We start from the raw sequence: 17,041 nt of genomic DNA on the forward strand, positions 1-17,041 counted from the left end.
ATTGAAGTGATTCAGCGTTCCTGATCAACAACTGATTGATGTTTCATTGCCCGCAGGGGACGCACCCCCCGGTGGTAGATGACCCGTTTCAGCTTAAACAGGCTGTTCAGCGGGCCATGATACCATTGCCGGGGAAGGCTGGCCACCTGGGAAAAGGGCACCATCACATCATTTGTTTTCAGATGGTCCTCTATTTCTTTCATGGCAGCTTCTTCCAGATCATCCAGGTGAAGGCAGATGGTGAAGACTCCCACCGGAAAAGGTTTTTGAGACTGCCAGTTTTGCTGGGGAACAAAAATCAGCCCATGATGCCGGTAAGGATACACTGCCACACCATCGGTGACATAGCGAAACCCCAGCTTTTTCAGAGCGCGAAAGGTGTTGTCATCACTGGTGTGCGAGGGAGCCATCCAAATGTCACTTTCCAGCCCCTGGGCCCGCAGCATAGCCTGGCCGTCACGAATCATCTGGTATTGGGTCTCATAGGGGAGACCGGCAAACTCTGAGCTGGATACCCGGCCATAGAGACGCTGGTTGACGGACTGCTGCCGGGTGGTGTATAAGTGCCGATAGCCATGCTGGGCAATTTCAGCCCGCTTTTCTGCCACCAGGGTGCGCATGATCTGGTGAAAATCTTCCCGGGGCGGGTCAAACTGAAGGCTTTCATCCTGATTGTCCGGGATGACCCCCAACAAAGGCACCACGCCCCGCTGTTGAAACATGGCCATCACCCGTTCAAAACGGGACCACATCATGGCCGGATGAATGTCGTCAATGCGATAGATATACTTAACCTCCATGACTGCCTCCCTTCATCTCCATCAGCAGCTGGTGATAAGCCTCCACCATCTGCCGTCGGTCAAAGTGTTGCCGGGCATGGTGATAAGCCGCTTCTCCCATGGGTTTCCAACGCTCATGCTGCAGTATTTTTCGCAGACAGTCTGTCAGCTGGTCCACATTCCCGGCGGCATACAGGTATCCGTTGACACCGTCCTGAACAATTTCAGAGGCGCCTCCAATATCTGACAATACCGCCGCTTTCTTCATGGCCTGGCTTTCAATGGCTGCAATGGAAAGCGTCTCCACCGAGTCAGAAGTAAGCACAAACACATCCACCATCGCCAGATAGGGCCGCACATCGGCAATGTGTCCGGTGATATAGACGCTTTCTTCCATCCCCAGCTCCCGGATGCGCTTTTCAATATGCGCCCGCTGATCTCCGTCGCCGATGAGAAGCAGTTTCACCGGGTGACCGTCAGATTTCAAACGGTGGACGGCTTCCAGCAGATCCTGGTGTCTTTTTTCAACCCGAAAACTGGAGCAGTTGCCGATGATCACCTGATTGGGTTCATACGCCAGCAAGCGGCGGGTGGCAGTTAATTTTGCCTCTTCCTTCAAAAAATCATAGAACCGCTCCAAATGAATGCCATTGTGAATGGTGCGGGCATGGTGAAGGCGCAGCCCTTTGTAGGTTCGCAGCCAGTACTCCTTTTGCTTTTCGCTGACAAACACCAACCGGTTGTTTTTTTTCAGCAGGCGGGTGAGGTACCATCGCTGGAAACGTTCTTTGGTATCCCGGGGAAGGGTGGAGTGAAACACAGTGGCCACCGGCGGGGGAGCACTGTTCCCCCTGGCAGCCAGCCTGAAATAAAGGGCCGGGTACAGATCCACGCACAGCACCAGGTGGGGCTGAAAGACTGACAGGCGTTCTTTCAGCGCCTTCACCACCCGCCTGTCCAGATAGTTTTTTTTCTTGAGGATATGAAACCGAATTTCCGGGCGTCCTTTATCAATGATCTCCTGTTTATGGTCCAGCACGGCAATTTCGATGTCATAGCCCCGGTCCACCAAACCATTGGCCAGTTCAAGGGTCTGCATTTCAGCACCCCCGAAGGTCATGCTGCTGATGATGATGAACAGCTTTGTCATGCCCATTCCATGCCCGCTCCTTCCACGCCGGTTTCGGGATGCTCTGCATCCTCACTGGCTTCATTATTGACTGCTTTTTCCAGGAAACGGTGCTGTTTTTCCTGGCCGATCACCACAAAGGCCAGCGCCATCACCATGTAAAAATAGGCATTGGTCAATTGGGGAAGCAAAAAGCTGTCTGTTAATCCCCGGCCTAAAAAACAGCCCAGAGAAGTGAGCAGCCCCGCTGTCACATGCAGTTCTTCAATGCTTCCCGAGCGGCGCCGCCGGTAAAAAGCCCTGAGCAGCCCCGCCAGCACGTATCCCAAAAACCCCAGATAGAACGCCAACCCAATAATGCCCGTGTCCACCAGTGTGTCCAGAAACATGTTGTGGGAATGGGTGACCCGGAGCATGCGCCCATTTCGAAATGCCTGAAAATCCATGATTCCGTAGCGGCCGTAGCCTGCCAGTGTCTGCCACGGGTGGGTGGCTGTTCGCTGACGCCATTCCCGCATCACCGGCCGCCAGATTTCATCGGTTCTGCCGGCGGTGATCACATTTCGTTCACCGCCCTCCAGACCAGTGAGGGCCCGCTCGGTAACACCGGGCATGGCCGCTGCCACCAGCACCACCAGCACCACCACCGGTAAAATCAGCCGGTATTGTCGGGTGAGCACCACAATGGCAGCAATGGAAAGAAGAATCATGGCATAGGCTGTGCGGGAGTAAATTAACGTTGCCGCCACAAGGGAAAGTACCGCTGCCAGATAAAACCACCGGCGATATTTACCCCGGGGTACCAGGGCCATGGCCAGCATGAGGGGGAATCCCACAATGATAAAGTCTGCCAGATTATTGCCGTGCATTCCCAGTGTCTCCAGGCCAATAATATCACGCACCGTTGAAAAATCGGCACCCGGTGGCACCTTCAGCACCCAGGTACTCACAATCACGCCGGAAAAAAGACTCATGGACAGGGCCAGATAAAACAGCACCCGTCGTATTTCTTTTCCCTGCCGGACACTCCCGGCAATCATCAGAAAGGGGATGCTGGTGAGGAGGGGAATCAACCCGTGGGAAAGAAAGAACTTCACCGGGCTGTAGCTCTCCTGCCAAAATTCCCGGGCAAAGCCGGCCACATGGCCGGTACGAAAAATAGCTGCCGTAAGCAGCAGCAGGCTTCCGGCATAAAACACCGCCGCCGGTCGCAGTTCCCGAAAGTCTGGCTTTCGATTCAGCAAAAACCCCAAAAGCAGCAACAGTAGGAGGATGTTGTTAATTCTGGCACCGGGAACCGGCAGCAACTGGGCCGTGAACAGGGTGGAGGCAGAGAGAGGCAAAACGGGAATCACCGCTGCCAGACACAGGGTATCACTGCTCAGCAAAAGGGCGGCCAGCAGCAGTGCGCCGGGGATCATCACAATCATGTAAGGAGACTGGGCCGCCATGACCACAGCCGCCACCAGTGCCAATGTTGACAGCCCGCCCACCCAGAGGAGATCCGGCAGTGCCATGGTGTTTTTTTCAATCATTGCTGTCACCTTCTCTTTTGTGTTTCTCATATGTGTTACTCTTGACTACAGTGATTGACTGCTGTTCCTTGGATGCTTTTCTGCTTACGGGTCTTGATCGCGGCATTTTCCCTGCCGGCTTCTCATTGTACCCAATCAGTCATCGGTGGACGGCTTTTTATCACGTTCACGGTACCGCTGGTTTCGCATACGGGACATGGGTTCCACTTCCACCAGCGTCATCAGCAGAACAATGGCCATTCCCAGCAACACGCCCCCCAGCAGCCCCAGCACCCACAAGTGTTTTTTGCCAAGGCCGGCAATGCGGTCGGGTCGTTCGGCCGTGCGGATCACATGAATGAAATCCTGGCCGGTGAGGTCCATCACCATTTGATCGATGGTCCAGGCAACGGTGTCTGCCGCTACCCGGGCTCCCTCTGCGTCAGGGTAGCGCACTGCCACGTGAACCACCCGGGCATTCAGAACCGTTTCTGTTTCCACACTTTTTAGAAAGGTCTCTTCGTCATAGCTGTTGCCGTCACCCAACTCCTGCTGCAATGCCCGGTTCACCGCCTGACGCACCCGGGTGCTGAAAATCAGTTCCGGAATATCGTTGACGATTTTCTCCGCAATCTGCACCTCCTGCAGCATGACATACGCTTCATAAGCCTCATCATCACCCGGGTTCCGGCTCACCAACAGCGAGGTGGAGGCCTCATAGGCGGGCTGGAAGGTGCGGATCACTGAGAGAAACATGCTCAGCACCATAATCACGGTCACCACCCCGATGAGGGGCAGGGATTTCATCACATTTCGAAAATAACGCACCACTGTCATCACCCTTTTTGATTAGTCAGTTGCCGATAGATTTTTTCTGTTTCCATTGTGACAGTATCCCAGTCATAGGTTTTCTGAATATGGGCCTTCAGTACCTGCGGTTGAAAGCATTCCCGGTGGCGGGCTTCTTCCCGCAAAAGATCTGTCAGTGCATCCCGCAGGGATTCCACATTTCCCTGACGGAAGCTGAGGCCGTGGTTTTCCACCACTGCCAGATTTTCTTCAATGTCGCTCACCAGGCACAGGCACCCCTGGCTCATGGCCTCCAGCAGGCTGATGGGAAGTCCTTCAATATCTGAGGGAAGCACATAGGTGTAGGCATTGGCATATAACCGTTGCAGTGTTTCTTCATCCTGAAAGCCCACCAGGCTCACCCGGGGGTCTGCCGCTGCCTTTTCCCGGAGAAGCGCCGTGTATTCCTGGTTATAGGGATTATCACCGGCGATGATGAGTTTCTTGTCTGTGGTCACCTGCCGAAAGGCATCCAGCAGGTAATGGCATCCTTTTTCAGGCACCAGCCTGGCAACAAAAAGAAAGTAGCTGTCTTTTTCGATATTCATGGAAGCTGCCAGTGATCCCAGGGGTTCCTCCGGCTTCAGGTTAATCCCGTTTTGGATATAAGTCACAGAGGTGCCATATTTTTTCTGGTAGTAGGGCACCAGGGTTTTGGAAACACTGATGGTGGCATGGGGGAAGCGGGCGGTGGCATATTCTCCCAGCTTCAGGTAACGGGTGGCCAGCCCCTTCCACTTGGCTCTTTTCCAGTCAAGGCCATGGACGGTACAAACCACTTTTTTACCGGCAAGGCGAGGAATAAAGCTCATCACCGAGGGACCAAGGGCGTGAAAATGAACGATGTCATAAGAACCAAAGGCAGTTTGCACACTGGCAATGATGGAATAGATCAGTGCCTCCAGCGAATTTTTTTTCACCGTGAACACCGGTTTTAAAAGAGTGCCCCGGTAGGGTCCCGCATCTTTGCCGTAAATATCCCGGTTATACAGATGCACCTCATGCCCCCTGGCTGCCAGTCTGGCGGCAATTTCCTCCACGTGCACCTCTACGCCCCCCAGCCTTGAAGGAACGCGTTTATGGCCTATCATGGCAATTTTCATGGGTTGCTCCTCCCGTTTTTCAGCAGCGGTGTCACCAGATTCATCAGTCTGTCTCCGTAAGTGTCGATTGAAAAGGCCTCCACCTTTTGCCGGGCTTTCACCGCCATGGCTGCCGCTGTATCAGGCTGGCTCCAGAGACGCTGCACCTGCTGCCGCAGGGCGGCTTCATCTGCTGCCGGAAATAACAGCCCATCCACTTCATGATCCACCAGCTCGGGAATTCCCCCAATACGGGATCCAATCACCGGGGTGCCCACCATGAGAGATTCCAGCACGGCCATGGGACAATTCTCATACCATTCGGTGGGAAGCAGGGTGGCCCTGGCTTCGCCAATAAGCTTCACCAGTTCTTCCCCGGTCTTGAATCCCACAAACTTCAAGTTGGCGAGATTTGCCTGCTTGACTTCTTCTTCCAGTTCACCGCCGCCGGCGATGAGAAAGGGCACCTCCGGCAGCGAGCGAATCACCCGCAGCAGGGTGGGGATTCCTTTTTGAATGGAAAGACGCCCGAAATAAAGAAAATAATCCTGTTTTTCAAATTGCATCTGGTCATAATCCCGTTTTATGAAATTATGAATGGTATGAATTCGACGCCCGTCTTCTCCAAAAGCAACCATTTTGTCAGCCAGAAACTGGCTGGGGGCAATGAAGGCATCAATCATCTCATAGGTTCTCAACCGGTGATACAGCCATCCCTCCACCGCTCCAAAAAAACTTTTCACCCGGGAGTTATGAATGCACCGGTGACGCACACATTCGTGGTAACGCCGCCCCTTGCATTTTTCACAGATGGTGGTGTCATGTTCCCGGTACATCATGTGGTTGGGGCATACCAGCTGAAAATCATGGAGGGTTTGAATCATGGGGATTCCCTGGGCATGAATCTCATAGAGAATCGACGGTGTCAGCTGAAAGTTGATGTTGTTCAGATGCACGTAGTCCGGCTGAAAGTCGTTCAGCACCTGCCGGATTTTTCGCCTTGCCTCCCGGGAATAGATGATGCGAAAGGGGTAAGTGACCTGCCGCACCGAAACACCCCGGAACTCCACATGGCTCACATTCAGGTTCAACTCGTTTCCATAGACATTGCGGGAATCCTCCATGCCGAAAAACTGCACGTCATGCCCCTGTTGCCTAAGATAGTCTGCCAGTTCAAAGGCGTAGGTTTCGGCGCCTCCCCGGTGGTACAGAAATTTATTGACCATGAGTATTTTCATTTAATGGGATCCCCTCCGCTGTAACACCACTATGACCGTTTTGGCAATGATTTTGATATCCCGCCAGACTGTCCAGTTGGCAATGTAGGCATTATCCAGTTTCACCACTTCTTCAAAATCAATGACGGCGGACCGACCGCTGATCTGCCACATGCCGGTAATGCCGGGAATCACTGAAATCCGCTTGTAGTGATGTGTCTGGTATTCTTCCACCTCTGCCACCGTGGGCGGCCGGGTGCCCACCAGACTCATGTCACCTTTCAGCACGTTATAGAACTGGGGCAGTTCATCAAGGCTGGTTTTGCGAAGAAACGCACCGATTCTCGTTACCCGGGGATCATTGGTCATTTTGAACATATGCCCCCGCATTTCATTCTTGGCCTGCAGTTCTCTTTTTTTAGCCTCGGCATCATTGCACATGGAACGAAACTTTCGGATTTTAAACACACGGCCGTTTTTTCCCACCCGGTCCTGGGTGAAAATCACCGGCCCGCTGCTTTCCAGCTTAATCAGCGGGGCAATCACCAGCCACGCAATACCAAAGATCACCATTCCCACCAGTGACCCCATAATATCCAGCAGTCGTTTGGCCAGCAGCTGTTCTTCATTGAGGCTGACCGTATGAAATTTTACCGCCGGTATGTCATCAATCATGGTCACCATAGCCTGGGCAGAATGATAGTTCTGCCGCTTCAGCAGCATGGTGATGGTAATGCCCCTCTCCTGGCAGGTTTTCAGAAGGGGTTCCAGCCGCTGGTCATAGGATAGTGACCGGGTCACCACCACTTCATCCACCACTTGCCGGTTGATAATGTCTTCCAGCTCATCCAGTCCGCCCAAATGAGGCAGAGGACCGTAGATCAGTGCCTGCAGACTGCATTCCGGCAAAAGACGGTCGCCGTTTTCCGCTTTTCCCGGCAATAATGAATCCCGTGTTGCCTGTATGCCCGCCCCATCATCCATTCCCGCAGCTTCATGCCCGGGAGGATACTTGATGTGCAGAAACCCAATAATCCGGTAGTTCAGATACTGGTGACGGCGAATGGCTTCCACATACTGCACCCCATTGGGCGACTGACCCACCAGCAGCACATTTCGCACGTTTTCAGCCTGGCGATTTCGGTTGCTGCGCATTCGATGATAGATCACCTTGCCGCAGGTGGAAATGACAAAAAAGATGACTGAAAACAGCAAATGATTCCCCTGGCGATAGTCTGTCAGCACAGCCATAAGCAGCCCATAGGACAAAAAATGGCCGGCAGCAAAGGCAATCACAGACTCCAGCAGCAACCGGCCGGTGAGTGCCCTTGGACTTTCCATGAAGGAATCATACAGTTCAACAAACAGAAAAACCAGCAGGTTCATCAGGGCAATAATACTCACGTACCCGTAGATTTCAAGCCCGGATAAAGGGCGAAAACTTTCCGCCAGCCATCTTTCAGCCAGCTGGATGCTGATGATGACACTGATGAGCATCATGACCACATCCAGTACCACATAAGTCATTCGTAAAAGCTTTTTTTGCCATCGCAGCATGACGCCACCCCCTGGTTGTTGACGACTTCTTTTGGCGCACCATCATTTTTTGGTGCACCAATACTTAAAATTCTTTTGAAATTTTCAGATATTGTCACCGGCAATGTGGCTCTTCTTTTGGCGCCAAACATAAAACAGCCAGTCAGATTCTCTGGCTGTAATTACTATTAGATTACCCATTTTCAACCGCCAGAAACGGCTTCCCTGCAAAAACCGCCACGTTATTCATCGTGGCGGCAACAGAGCTCCCACAGGGGCAGATTCAATTCTTCAATGGATTTGATCAGCAGCTTTTCCCGCTGGCTCAGATCAACCGGCCGGCAGCCTTCCAGTTCCTGCAGGGTTTTCTTCGCCACCACCAGCAGGGCTTCCCGTACATTTGTCTCAAAACCGCTGGTTCTTCGGTAGAAGATCGAACCCAGCTGCTTGAGAATCAGGCGGTAGAATGTGTGGTCCAGGGGCATTTTCAGCCGGTGGTTCTCCCCAATCAACCGGTCAATAATGTAGTAGGTATCCAGGCTCTTGGGAGTGCTGTTGGACTGATGGGTCAGCGAGGCTTCGTGGAGACGGTACACATAAAGGGGGTCAGGCAGGTACACGTAGTGCCGTGCCCGGCGCAACACCACCAGGCGGTTAATGGTATCCTCATAGATGAGCCCCAGGGTGAATCCCAGATCATCCCACAGATGACGGGCATAGAGCTTACCCCAGGGATAACCGGGAATGGTCAGCATGGTTTCCGGCGTCTGCTTAAAGTCCACCTGCTTGCGGTGGTGGTGCAGGGGCCGGCCCAGACGGGTGCGTCCTTTTTCCAGCAGCAGGTAGTTACCCTCCACCAGGTCAGCCCTGGTGCGTTCCGCTTCTGTCAGCATATGCTCCAGCGCTCCCGGTGTCAGGGCATCATCTGCATCCACAAAAAGAAAATAACGTCCTCTGGCAACAGACATGGCCCGGTTTCGGGCTCTTGAAATGCCACCGTTGGGCTGGGTGATGATCACCAGCCGGTCGTCCGGTTTCCGGGCTGCCAGCATCTCGCCGGTGGCATCGGTGGAACCGTCATTCACCACAATGACTTCATACCCATAGGTCGTCTGTTGGCTTAACAGTGACTGAAGGCATTCTTCCAGATAGTCGGCAGCGTTATAGGCAGGCACAATAACAGAGACCCAGATGGATGGATCTGCCGCCACCCGGTCTGTCAGCGCCGGTTTCAAATCCTCGGGGTCATAAGGGCGCAGGGACTGGAGCAGTTCCATGCTTTCGGTTTCAGTGAGCGTCACCCGGGTGCGGGGATCAATGCGCTGCAAACGAAACTGAAACATCAATTGCTGCAATGCGTCCAGCAGCTTCCCCCCTGCCAGGGACAGGGAGTAGCTGCCGGTGATGCCGTAGAGTTTATTGAAAATCCGCTCAAACATCAGTCATTATTTGGTTCCGAAAAGCCGATCGCCTGCGTCACCCAGACCCGGGACAATGTAGGCGTGATCATTCAGCTTTTCATCCATGGCGGCCACGTAGATGTCCACATCCGGGTGAGCTTTGTGAACAGCATCCACCCCTTCCGGCGCCGCAATCAGGGAGACCAGCCGAATGTTGACGCCGCCCCGGTCTTTGATAAACTGGATGGCTGCATTGGCAGACCCGCCGGTGGCCAGCATGGGATCAAGCACAAAAAGTTCTCTCTCCGGCACATCAGAAGGGAGCTTACAGTAATACTCCACAGGCTGCAGCGTTTCCGGATCACGGTACAGGCCAATATGACCCACCTTGGCAGCAGGAATCAGTTGAAGCACACCGTCCACCATGCCCAATCCTGCCCTCAGAATGGGAATAATCCCCAGTTTTTTTCCTGCCAGGGCTTTCCGAATTCATTTTGCAGAGGGGTGTTTCAATCTCCACATCTTCCAGGGTCAGTTCACGGGTCATTTCGTAGGCCATCAGCATGGAAATCTCCTTCACCAGGTCACGAAAATCCTTTGATCCGGTATTGATGTCCCGCAGCATGGTCAGTTTGTGCTGAATCAGGGGATGGTCCATTACCACCACTTTGCTCATCCAGATTCCTCCTTTAAAATGGTTTCTTGCGTTTGTCAGACAGGTTGTGAAGCAGGTTTCAGAAGAACGCGAAGCAGGTTTCATTTATTGGCGGCCGTAAGTTGCTTCCAGCTGGGTGATGAGATCCACCCGCCGCTGGTGCCGTCCGCCGTCAAAGCTGGTTTCCAGCCAGACTTTCACCAATTCCAGGGCCAGTTCAGGGCCAATGACCCGGCCGCCCAGGGCCAGTACATTGCTGTCGTTATGCTGCCGTGTGGAGCGGGCAGAATAACAGTCGGATACCAGGGCACACCGAATGCCAGGCACTTTATTGGCGGCAATGGAAATGCCAATGCCGGTGCCGCAGAGAAGAATGCCCCGCTGATATTTTCCCGCCGCCACAGCCTCTGCCACCTTTTGGGCATAAACCGGATAGTCGCAGGATTCTTCATCATGGGTGCCAAAATCGGTCACTTCATATTCCTGGTCAACCAGATGCTGATAAATCAGTTCTTTCAGAGCATAGCCGCCATGATCACTGCCAATGGCAATTTTCATCTGCCTTCCACCACCCTTTCTTTCAGTTGAAGTGCCAGTTGATGAATCAGTGTTTCCAGATAATCTGCTGTCTGGCGGTAAACCGTCACCGAACCGCCAAAGGGGTCAGGTACTTCTCCCGCTTCCGGGTCTCCGGTGACGTATTCCGTCAGTGTGAACACCCGTCCGGCAGCCGCGGCATCCATCATGAGTACCGACTGGCGGTGGGCTGCCGTCATGGTAAAGATCAGATCGGCAGATTCCAGCAGCCGGGGTGTCACCCGCCGGCTCCGATGATTTTCCAGGGGAAGCTCCTTTTCCTGCATCACTTCCACCGCCTGAAAAGAGGCCGGTTGCCCCTCTGATGCAAAAATGCCCGCCGACAGCACGCTGATCTGGTCTTCACCAATGCCCAGCCGGTTCAGCGTACCCTGCAGCAATGCAGCGGCCATGGGGCTGCGGCATGTGTTTCCTGTGCAGACAAAGAGAATGGTTTTCAAAAATCTGCTCCTTTCCCGACACTGAACCGTCGATTCCTTTTTATTCTACCGTATTCCCCGTGGTTCAACCATCTTTCGATGATCTTTTGTGAAAACTTTCTTTGTGTGTCATTTTATGGCAATCTTTGAACTTTTGGTTTAGCCGGTTTTATCAGACATGTTTTTGATGCTGTGCTTAGGCTTCTTCCCACTGGTTTCCCGCAGCTTTCACCAACCGGTTCATCAGGGCAAACCCCAGCGCGTTGTCAGCCAAAGCTTCTGCGATAATCAGGCTCACCGGCGTCTCATCAAATTCCCGCAGCCGCAGGAAAAGGTTCGCCGCCATTTCTTCCGGGCGGTGAGTGCTTCCCAGTGACTTAACCACCAGCAGGGGCGGCTTGGCTGCTTCAGGCATTTCGGCCAGTATCGCGGCGGTCTCGTCGGTGCAGAGAATGCCAATGGCGGCTTCGTTTTTTTGATGGCGAAGGGCCAGGGTAATCAGAACGTGAGCCGCTTCTGTGGTTGTTGCTGCCGGTTGTACTGACCGGGCCAGTATCAGGGGAGCTTTTGGAGCATAATGGGTATATTTCATTCCCGGTGAACGGGGTGCTGTCACCGATTCTCCGCCGCCGAAATCCTTTTTCGTCAGGGCGGGATCAACCGCCACATGGTCCACCACCATCAGCAGCATTTCCCGGGTAATGCCCCCGGGTCTGAGGATCACCGGAAAACTGCCGGTGGCATCCACCACGGTGGATTCCAGCCCCACTTCACAGGGGCCTCCGTCAATAATGGCATCCACCCGCCCCTCCAGGTCTTTCACCACATGACTGCCACGGGTGGGGCTGGGCCGCCCTGACTGATTGGCGCTGGGAGCCGCCACCGGAACTCCTGCCAGGGCGATGAGGCGCCGGGCCAGGGGATGGGCCGGCATACGCAGGGCAACAGTATCCAGTCCCGCTGTCACCATGTCAGGGACAGCAGGCGATTTTTCCAGAATGATGGTGAGGGGGCCCGGCCAAAAATGTGCCATCAGTTTCCGGGCCAGGGGCGTCACGGTTTTCACCAGTGGTGCCACATCTTCCATGGCCGCCACATGAACGATGAGGGGATTATCGGAAGGGCGTCCCTTGGCTTCAAAAATGGCCGCCAGTGCCCGGGGATTGGTGGCATCCGCTCCCAGGCCGTAGACAGTCTCTGTGGGGAAGGCCACGGTCTTTCCCGCTGCCAGCATACGGGCAAAAGGCTGCAGGGCTTCATCGGTAACATGTTGAGGGTCAATGGTGGCAAAACGGGTTGTTTTCATGGCGTCTCCTTTACATTCAAGCCTGCAAAAAGAGGCAGGGGAACCGTCCCCGTGCCTCTTGTGGTATTTACCTTATGCCATGGCTTTCATTTTTTCTGCCTGATCGGTGGTGATCAGTGCCTGAATCATGGCGTCAAGATCTCCCTGCATGAAGGAGTCCAGCTGATAGAGGGTCATGTTGATGCGATGGTCGGTGACCCGGCCCTGGGGATAGTTATAGGTGCGAATCCGTTCGCTTCTGTCGCCGGAACCAACCTGACTTTTCCGGTCGGCAGCGATGGCCTGTTGCTGTTCATGCACCATAATGTCATAAAGCCGGGCCTGAAGCACTTTCATCGCTTTGTCCTTGTTTTTCAGCTGGGACTTTTCATCCTGGCAGGACACCGACATCCCTGTGGGCAAATGAGTAATACGCACTGCCGAATCGGTGGTGTTAACGCTCTGACCGCCGTGGCCGGAAGCCCGGAACACGTCGACACGAATCTCATTGGGGTTAATCTCAAACTCCACGTCATCCACTTCCGGCAGCACTGCCACCGTCGCGGCCGAAGTGTGAATTCGCCCGCCTGACTCGGTGGCAGGAATTCGCTGTACCCGGTGGGTGCCGCTTTCAAATTTCATGCGGGAGTAAACTCCCTTGCCGCGAATCATAAAAATGACTTCTTTGTACCCGCCGATGCCGCTTTCGCTGGCGCTCATGAGCTCCACCTTCCACCCCTGGTCTTCGGCAAAACGGGTGTACATGCGAAAGAGGTCGGCGGCAAAAAGACCGGCTTCATCGCCACCGGTGCCGGCACGCACCTCCACAATGACATTTTTATCGTCGTTGGGGTCTTTGGGCAGCAGCAATATCTGAAGCTCATCCTCCAGAGCGGCAACTTTTTCTTCCAGCTCATCCAGTTCCATCCGGGCCATATCCCGCAGTTCGTCTTCCATGGATTTATCGTACAGAATGGCTTTTGTTTCGTCTGCCGCCTTCCGGGTTTCCATATATGCCCGGTAACAGGTAACGATTTCTTCCAGCTCGGCATGCTCTTTCACCAGCTTCTGCCACAGGTTTTGCTGATTAATCACCTCTGGATCACTCAGCTGTGCGCCCAGATCTTCGTATTTATCTTCTAAAAATGCCAGTTTTTCCAGCATGCGTCATCACCTATTCCTTATTTCATGTTTCACATTTCACATTCGCCGACAGGCCTGGTTCACAGGCATCTATTCCAACAATGTATTATATCAAAAGAAGGATCATAAGGGAACAGTCTTCCAAAAGAAATCCTCATTTGCTTTTCGGCCTCTCCTGCCAGATCGCTTTTGCCAGACTGCTCCGGTGTTGTTTCATTCTGCTGCCCCAGGCCGGATGCCCATTACCACCCGGTCAATGCCTGCCAGGTCCGGAAGACATTTCACTTCCATGAACCCCTGTTCTTCCAAGAACCTCACCACCGCACTTCCCTGATCATAGCCAATTTCAAGGGCCAGCAGACCGCCGGGGCACAGCAGCCGGGGAGATTCCGCCGCCAGCCGGCGGTAATAATCCAAGCCGTCAGCCCCTCCGGCCAGGGCAGTCTCCGGTTCGAAAGCGGCCACCGAAGGGCTCAGGGCTTCCATGTCCTTTTCATTGATGTAAGGCGGGTTGGACACGATGAAATCAAGGCTGCCGCCGCCATCATGACCACACTGCGGCAATGCCCGGTTCTCCAGGTAAGACGCCACCGGTGCCAGCAGATCGCCGCCCAGGGGGGTCACCCGATGGGTCAGCTGATGCCGCCGGATATTTTCTGCGGCCACTTCCAAAGCCGCCGGTGAAAGGTCCACCGCCAGCATCATGATTTCCGGCACCAGCTTTGCCAGACTCACGGCAATACAGCCGCTGCCGGTGCCAATGTCAGCTCCCCGAAGACTGCAGGTTATCATTGTGTCGTTGTCTTTTGCCCGAAGTTGTTCCCCGGTGGTTTTATCAGAAGCCTTCCTGTTCAACCAGCACACCACCTGCTCCACCAGCAGCTCTGTTTCCGGCCGGGGGATCAGCACCGCCGGGTTCACGTGAAAGTCAAACCCCATAAACTCCTGGGATTCGATGATATACGCCACCGGTTCCTGATGAAGACGCCGTTCCACCAGCCGGGAGACCTGCTGCATCTCTTCGGCTGACAACAGACGCTCCGGGTACATGTGAAGGCGGATCCGTTCCACCTGGAGCACATGGGCCAGAAGCACCTCAGCATCCAGTCGGGGGGTGGTGCTCCCCTCAAGGTTCAGCCGCTGCTCAGCGGCTTTCAGCCATTCCTGACAAGTCATCGCTCCCATTCCTTTCATGATAGCTGCAGCAGGGCCATATGCAGCGCTTCTGAAAGGGTGGGATGCACCCACAGCTGTTGCTTCAGCTCATCCACCGTTCTCTTTTCGTCAATGAGCATTCCCGCCAGTCCCACCTGCTCGCTGATTTCATATCCGGTCATCCAAATTCCCAGCAAGGTGCCATTTTCATGGGCCAGTACTTTCACAAAGCCCTCTGGCTCTGCCTGTCCCATTCCCCGCCAGGTATCGGCCCAGCGAACCTGGGCTTTCCGATAGGGGATCCCGGCTGCTTTCAGTTCCTGCTCCTGTTCACCGGCGCCACCGTTCTGAGGCAGGGTGAACATGGCTCTGGGCAGTGGGGCATAGCGCCAGGTGATGGCGGTGCCCCGGTTGAAATGGTCTGCCAGCAACACGCCCTGCTGAATCCCCGTATGTCCCATTTCCATGCGACCATTCAGATCACCGATGCAGTAAATATGATCCACAGTGGTCTGGCAGTCATCATTCACAGGGATGCGACCGTCCACCAGGGAAAGACCCGTCTTTTCCAGCCCTGCCGGCAGCACCGGCCGCCGGGTCATGGCCACCAGAGCCAGCTCTGCTTCATAAAGGCGCCCGTCGACTGCCTGCACTTCGACGCCGTTATCCACTGTCTTCACCGTCGCCACCTGGGTGGCGGTGTTCAGCGCAACACCGTTGGCTTCCAGCCTTCGAAAGAGGGGGGCTGTCAGATCCGGGTCTGTTCCCGCCAGCAAATCAGGCTGCATTTCCAGTACCGTGACCCGACTCCCCAACTCTGAAAAGAGGGAAGCAAATTCAAGCCCTTCCACATCGCCGCCCAAAATCAGAAGAGACGCAGGGGGTTCAGTGATGACCACCGCTTCCCGATGGCTGATGATGCGCTTGCCATCCAGCCGGACACCCGTCGGCGGATTGGCTTCTGTTCCCGTGGCCAGCACCAGCCGGCGGAAGGTGATGGTTTCATCTCCCAGCTGCACCCGCTGCGGGCCCAGCAGTTCCGGGTCTCCGTAAAGCAGGGTCACACCGGCGGCTGTCAGCTGCTCTTCCATGGCTTCGCTGACAGCGGCCATGGTTTTGCGGCTGTCGGTAAGAATGGTTTCAGCCACCCCCGACGCCAAGGACTCTTCTCCGGCAATACCGCCTCTCCAGAATCCCCGCCGGGTTTTATGGGCCCGAATTCGGTCCATGATATATTTCACCGGCAGACACCCCCATCGAAGCCCGGTGCCTCCCAATGCTTCTTTTTCAATGAGCACGGGTTTTAGTCCCTGCCTGGCACACTGCAGGGCACAGTGATAGCCCGCCGGACCGCCTCCTATGATCACCAGTTCTGTGTTCATCCCCATCCCTCCATTTTATGTCTGTTAACTGACTGATTCCATTATATCACATCACTTTCCGAAAGCAGTCATCACCGGGTGTTTCGCTGATAAAAGTGTTTTATCAAAAACAAAATGAAATTCTCTGTTTAAAGAAAACGCCCTGTGGTATATAAAGAACACAATAGATTCCGGTAGTTCCCTGCCAGTCTCGGTGGACAGCGAAGAAACTGATGGCTCTGATGATTCATCAGGAGTCGAAACCTTTTGGTTTCAACAGATTTTCGCACGACCGAAGCACCACCGGCGAAAGCCGGACAAGGGACACAGGTGAAGTTGCTTCATCTGAAATCCCTGCAGCACCGCAGTTCCTGGAAAACCTGGTTTTCCAAATACCGTAGAAAGGCGTTGGTCTATGAACACAGAGCACACTCTCCCACCAAAGTATGAAAGGGGCTGGCACAGCTACTTCCGAATCTATTATGAATAAGCGGGCGTCTCATCCACAGCGATGAAGGCGTCCGTTTTCTGTATAAGCACAAACTGACATAAAACTGACATAAAAAAGAACCGCCATCCTCATAAGGACTGTCGGTTCCCGGTTGACGCAAAAGAATAAACTTACACGCCGTATTTCTTCTTGAATTTTTCCACGCGACCGCCCTTTTCCATTACCTTTTGTTTACCGGAGTAAAAGGGATGGCACTCGGAACAAATTTCCACGCGGATTTCCTCTTTGGTGGAACGGGTCTTAAACTCATTGCCGCATGCGCAATGCACTTCCACTTCATTATAGTTCGGATGGATTCCTTCTTTCATTTCCTTCACCTCTTTCCCGTTCATGCTTCGATGGTTGCCAGCGGATGAACCGCAAAATGTCATGAGCGATGTTGCCGGCTGCTGTCAACCGACTGTCATGA

General features: G+C 54.0%; 15 protein-coding genes and 1 pseudogene. All 16 read right to left on the minus strand.

Annotated features, from left to right (window positions below; genetic code table 11):
* Positions 1–11: 11 nt before the first annotated feature.
* Entirely contained in the window at positions 12–800 is a 789-nt protein-coding gene (locus QOL74_RS08850; protein ID WP_283409099.1) for a DUF2334 domain-containing protein, read from the minus strand.
* Entirely contained in the window at positions 790–1,935 is a 1,146-nt protein-coding gene (locus QOL74_RS08855; protein ID WP_283409100.1) for a glycosyltransferase, read from the minus strand. The genes QOL74_RS08850 and QOL74_RS08855 overlap by 11 nt, the downstream gene beginning before the upstream one ends.
* Positions 1,926–3,473, minus strand: coding sequence for an O-antigen ligase family protein (locus QOL74_RS08860; RefSeq protein ID WP_283409101.1), 1,548 nt, complete (start codon positions 3,471–3,473; stop codon positions 1,926–1,928). Before QOL74_RS08860 ends, QOL74_RS08855 begins: the two co-directional genes overlap by 10 nt.
* Before the next feature lie 105 nt (positions 3,474–3,578).
* On the minus strand, positions 3,579–4,250 hold the full coding sequence (locus tag QOL74_RS08865) for a YveK family protein (protein WP_283409102.1): 672 nt from the start codon (positions 4,248–4,250) through the stop codon (positions 3,579–3,581).
* Between the two features lie 8 nt (positions 4,251–4,258).
* Positions 4,259–5,374: a glycosyltransferase family 4 protein gene (locus QOL74_RS08870; protein ID WP_283409103.1), complete on the minus strand. Its 1,116-nt coding sequence runs from the start codon at positions 5,372–5,374 to the stop codon at positions 4,259–4,261.
* Positions 5,371–6,591 (minus strand): glycosyltransferase family 4 protein, encoded by a 1,221-nt coding sequence (locus tag QOL74_RS08875; protein WP_283409104.1) that lies wholly within the window; start codon positions 6,589–6,591, stop codon positions 5,371–5,373. Before QOL74_RS08875 ends, QOL74_RS08870 begins: the two co-directional genes overlap by 4 nt.
* Complete coding sequence (locus QOL74_RS08880) at positions 6,592–8,127, minus strand: sugar transferase (protein WP_283409105.1); 1,536 nt, start codon at positions 8,125–8,127, stop codon at positions 6,592–6,594. It abuts the gene before it with no gap.
* A 221-nt stretch (positions 8,128–8,348) separates the two neighbouring features.
* The gene (locus QOL74_RS08885) at positions 8,349–9,545 is read right to left on the minus strand and encodes a glycosyltransferase family 2 protein (RefSeq protein ID WP_283409106.1); all 1,197 of its coding nucleotides are present in this window, start codon (positions 9,543–9,545) and stop codon (positions 8,349–8,351) included.
* A 6-nt stretch (positions 9,546–9,551) separates the two neighbouring features.
* Positions 9,552–10,182 (minus strand): annotated as a pseudogene (gene upp / locus QOL74_RS08890) (uracil phosphoribosyltransferase).
* An 84-nt stretch (positions 10,183–10,266) separates the two neighbouring features.
* Entirely contained in the window at positions 10,267–10,719 is a 453-nt protein-coding gene (gene rpiB, locus QOL74_RS08895) for a ribose 5-phosphate isomerase B (protein ID WP_283409107.1), read from the minus strand.
* Positions 10,716–11,198: a low molecular weight protein arginine phosphatase gene (locus QOL74_RS08900; RefSeq protein WP_283409108.1), complete on the minus strand. Its 483-nt coding sequence runs from the start codon at positions 11,196–11,198 to the stop codon at positions 10,716–10,718. The genes rpiB and QOL74_RS08900 overlap by 4 nt, the downstream gene beginning before the upstream one ends.
* A 175-nt stretch (positions 11,199–11,373) precedes the next feature.
* A complete protein-coding gene (locus QOL74_RS08905) occupies positions 11,374–12,483 on the minus strand; it encodes an L-threonylcarbamoyladenylate synthase (RefSeq protein ID WP_283409109.1) in 1,110 nt (369 codons plus the stop codon).
* Between the two features lie 72 nt (positions 12,484–12,555).
* Entirely contained in the window at positions 12,556–13,626 is a 1,071-nt protein-coding gene (gene prfA / locus QOL74_RS08910) for a peptide chain release factor 1 (protein ID WP_283409110.1), read from the minus strand.
* A 192-nt stretch (positions 13,627–13,818) separates the two neighbouring features.
* A complete protein-coding gene (prmC, locus tag QOL74_RS08915) occupies positions 13,819–14,781 on the minus strand; it encodes a peptide chain release factor N(5)-glutamine methyltransferase (RefSeq protein WP_283409111.1) in 963 nt (320 codons plus the stop codon).
* A 14-nt stretch (positions 14,782–14,795) separates the two neighbouring features.
* Positions 14,796–16,142 carry a dihydrolipoyl dehydrogenase family protein gene (locus tag QOL74_RS08920; RefSeq protein ID WP_283409112.1) on the minus strand — a complete coding sequence of 449 codons (1,347 nt, stop codon included), beginning with the start codon at positions 16,140–16,142 and terminating at the stop codon, positions 14,796–14,798.
* A 600-nt stretch (positions 16,143–16,742) separates the two neighbouring features.
* Positions 16,743–16,940, minus strand: coding sequence for a 50S ribosomal protein L31 (gene rpmE / locus QOL74_RS08925; RefSeq protein ID WP_283409113.1), 198 nt, complete (start codon positions 16,938–16,940; stop codon positions 16,743–16,745).
* Positions 16,941–17,041: the final 101 nt, after the last annotated feature.

Origin of the sequence: Anoxynatronum buryatiense (assembly GCF_900182905.1) — a bacterium.
GTDB classification, from domain to species: domain Bacteria; phylum Bacillota; class Clostridia; order Peptostreptococcales; family Tindalliaceae; genus Anoxynatronum; species Anoxynatronum buryatiense.

Bases quoted from the DNA above. Each gene is read 5' to 3' on its own strand.
- rpmE (WP_283409113.1), bottom strand. From the start codon at position 16,940: ATGAAAGAAGGAATCCATCCGAACTATAATGAAGTGGAAGTGCATTGC.
- QOL74_RS08920 (WP_283409112.1), bottom strand. From the start codon at position 16,142: ATGAACACAGAACTGGTGATCATAGGAGGCGGTCCGGCGGGCTATCAC.
- prmC (WP_283409111.1), bottom strand. From the start codon at position 14,781: ATGACTTGTCAGGAATGGCTGAAAGCCGCTGAGCAGCGGCTGAACCTT.
- QOL74_RS08905 (WP_283409109.1), bottom strand. From the start codon at position 12,483: ATGAAAACAACCCGTTTTGCCACCATTGACCCTCAACATGTTACCGAT.
- rpiB (WP_283409107.1), bottom strand. From the start codon at position 10,719: ATGAAAATTGCCATTGGCAGTGATCATGGCGGCTATGCTCTGAAAGAA.
- QOL74_RS08870 (WP_283409103.1), bottom strand. From the start codon at position 5,374: ATGAAAATTGCCATGATAGGCCATAAACGCGTTCCTTCAAGGCTGGGG.
- QOL74_RS08880 (WP_283409105.1), bottom strand. From the start codon at position 8,127: ATGCTGCGATGGCAAAAAAAGCTTTTACGAATGACTTATGTGGTACTG.
- QOL74_RS08855 (WP_283409100.1), bottom strand. From the start codon at position 1,935: ATGGGCATGACAAAGCTGTTCATCATCATCAGCAGCATGACCTTCGGG.
- QOL74_RS08875 (WP_283409104.1), bottom strand. From the start codon at position 6,591: ATGAAAATACTCATGGTCAATAAATTTCTGTACCACCGGGGAGGCGCC.
- QOL74_RS08860 (WP_283409101.1), bottom strand. From the start codon at position 3,473: ATGAGAAACACAAAAGAGAAGGTGACAGCAATGATTGAAAAAAACACC.
- prfA (WP_283409110.1), bottom strand. From the start codon at position 13,626: ATGCTGGAAAAACTGGCATTTTTAGAAGATAAATACGAAGATCTGGGC.
- QOL74_RS08850 (WP_283409099.1), bottom strand. From the start codon at position 800: ATGGAGGTTAAGTATATCTATCGCATTGACGACATTCATCCGGCCATG.
- QOL74_RS08885 (WP_283409106.1), bottom strand. From the start codon at position 9,545: ATGTTTGAGCGGATTTTCAATAAACTCTACGGCATCACCGGCAGCTAC.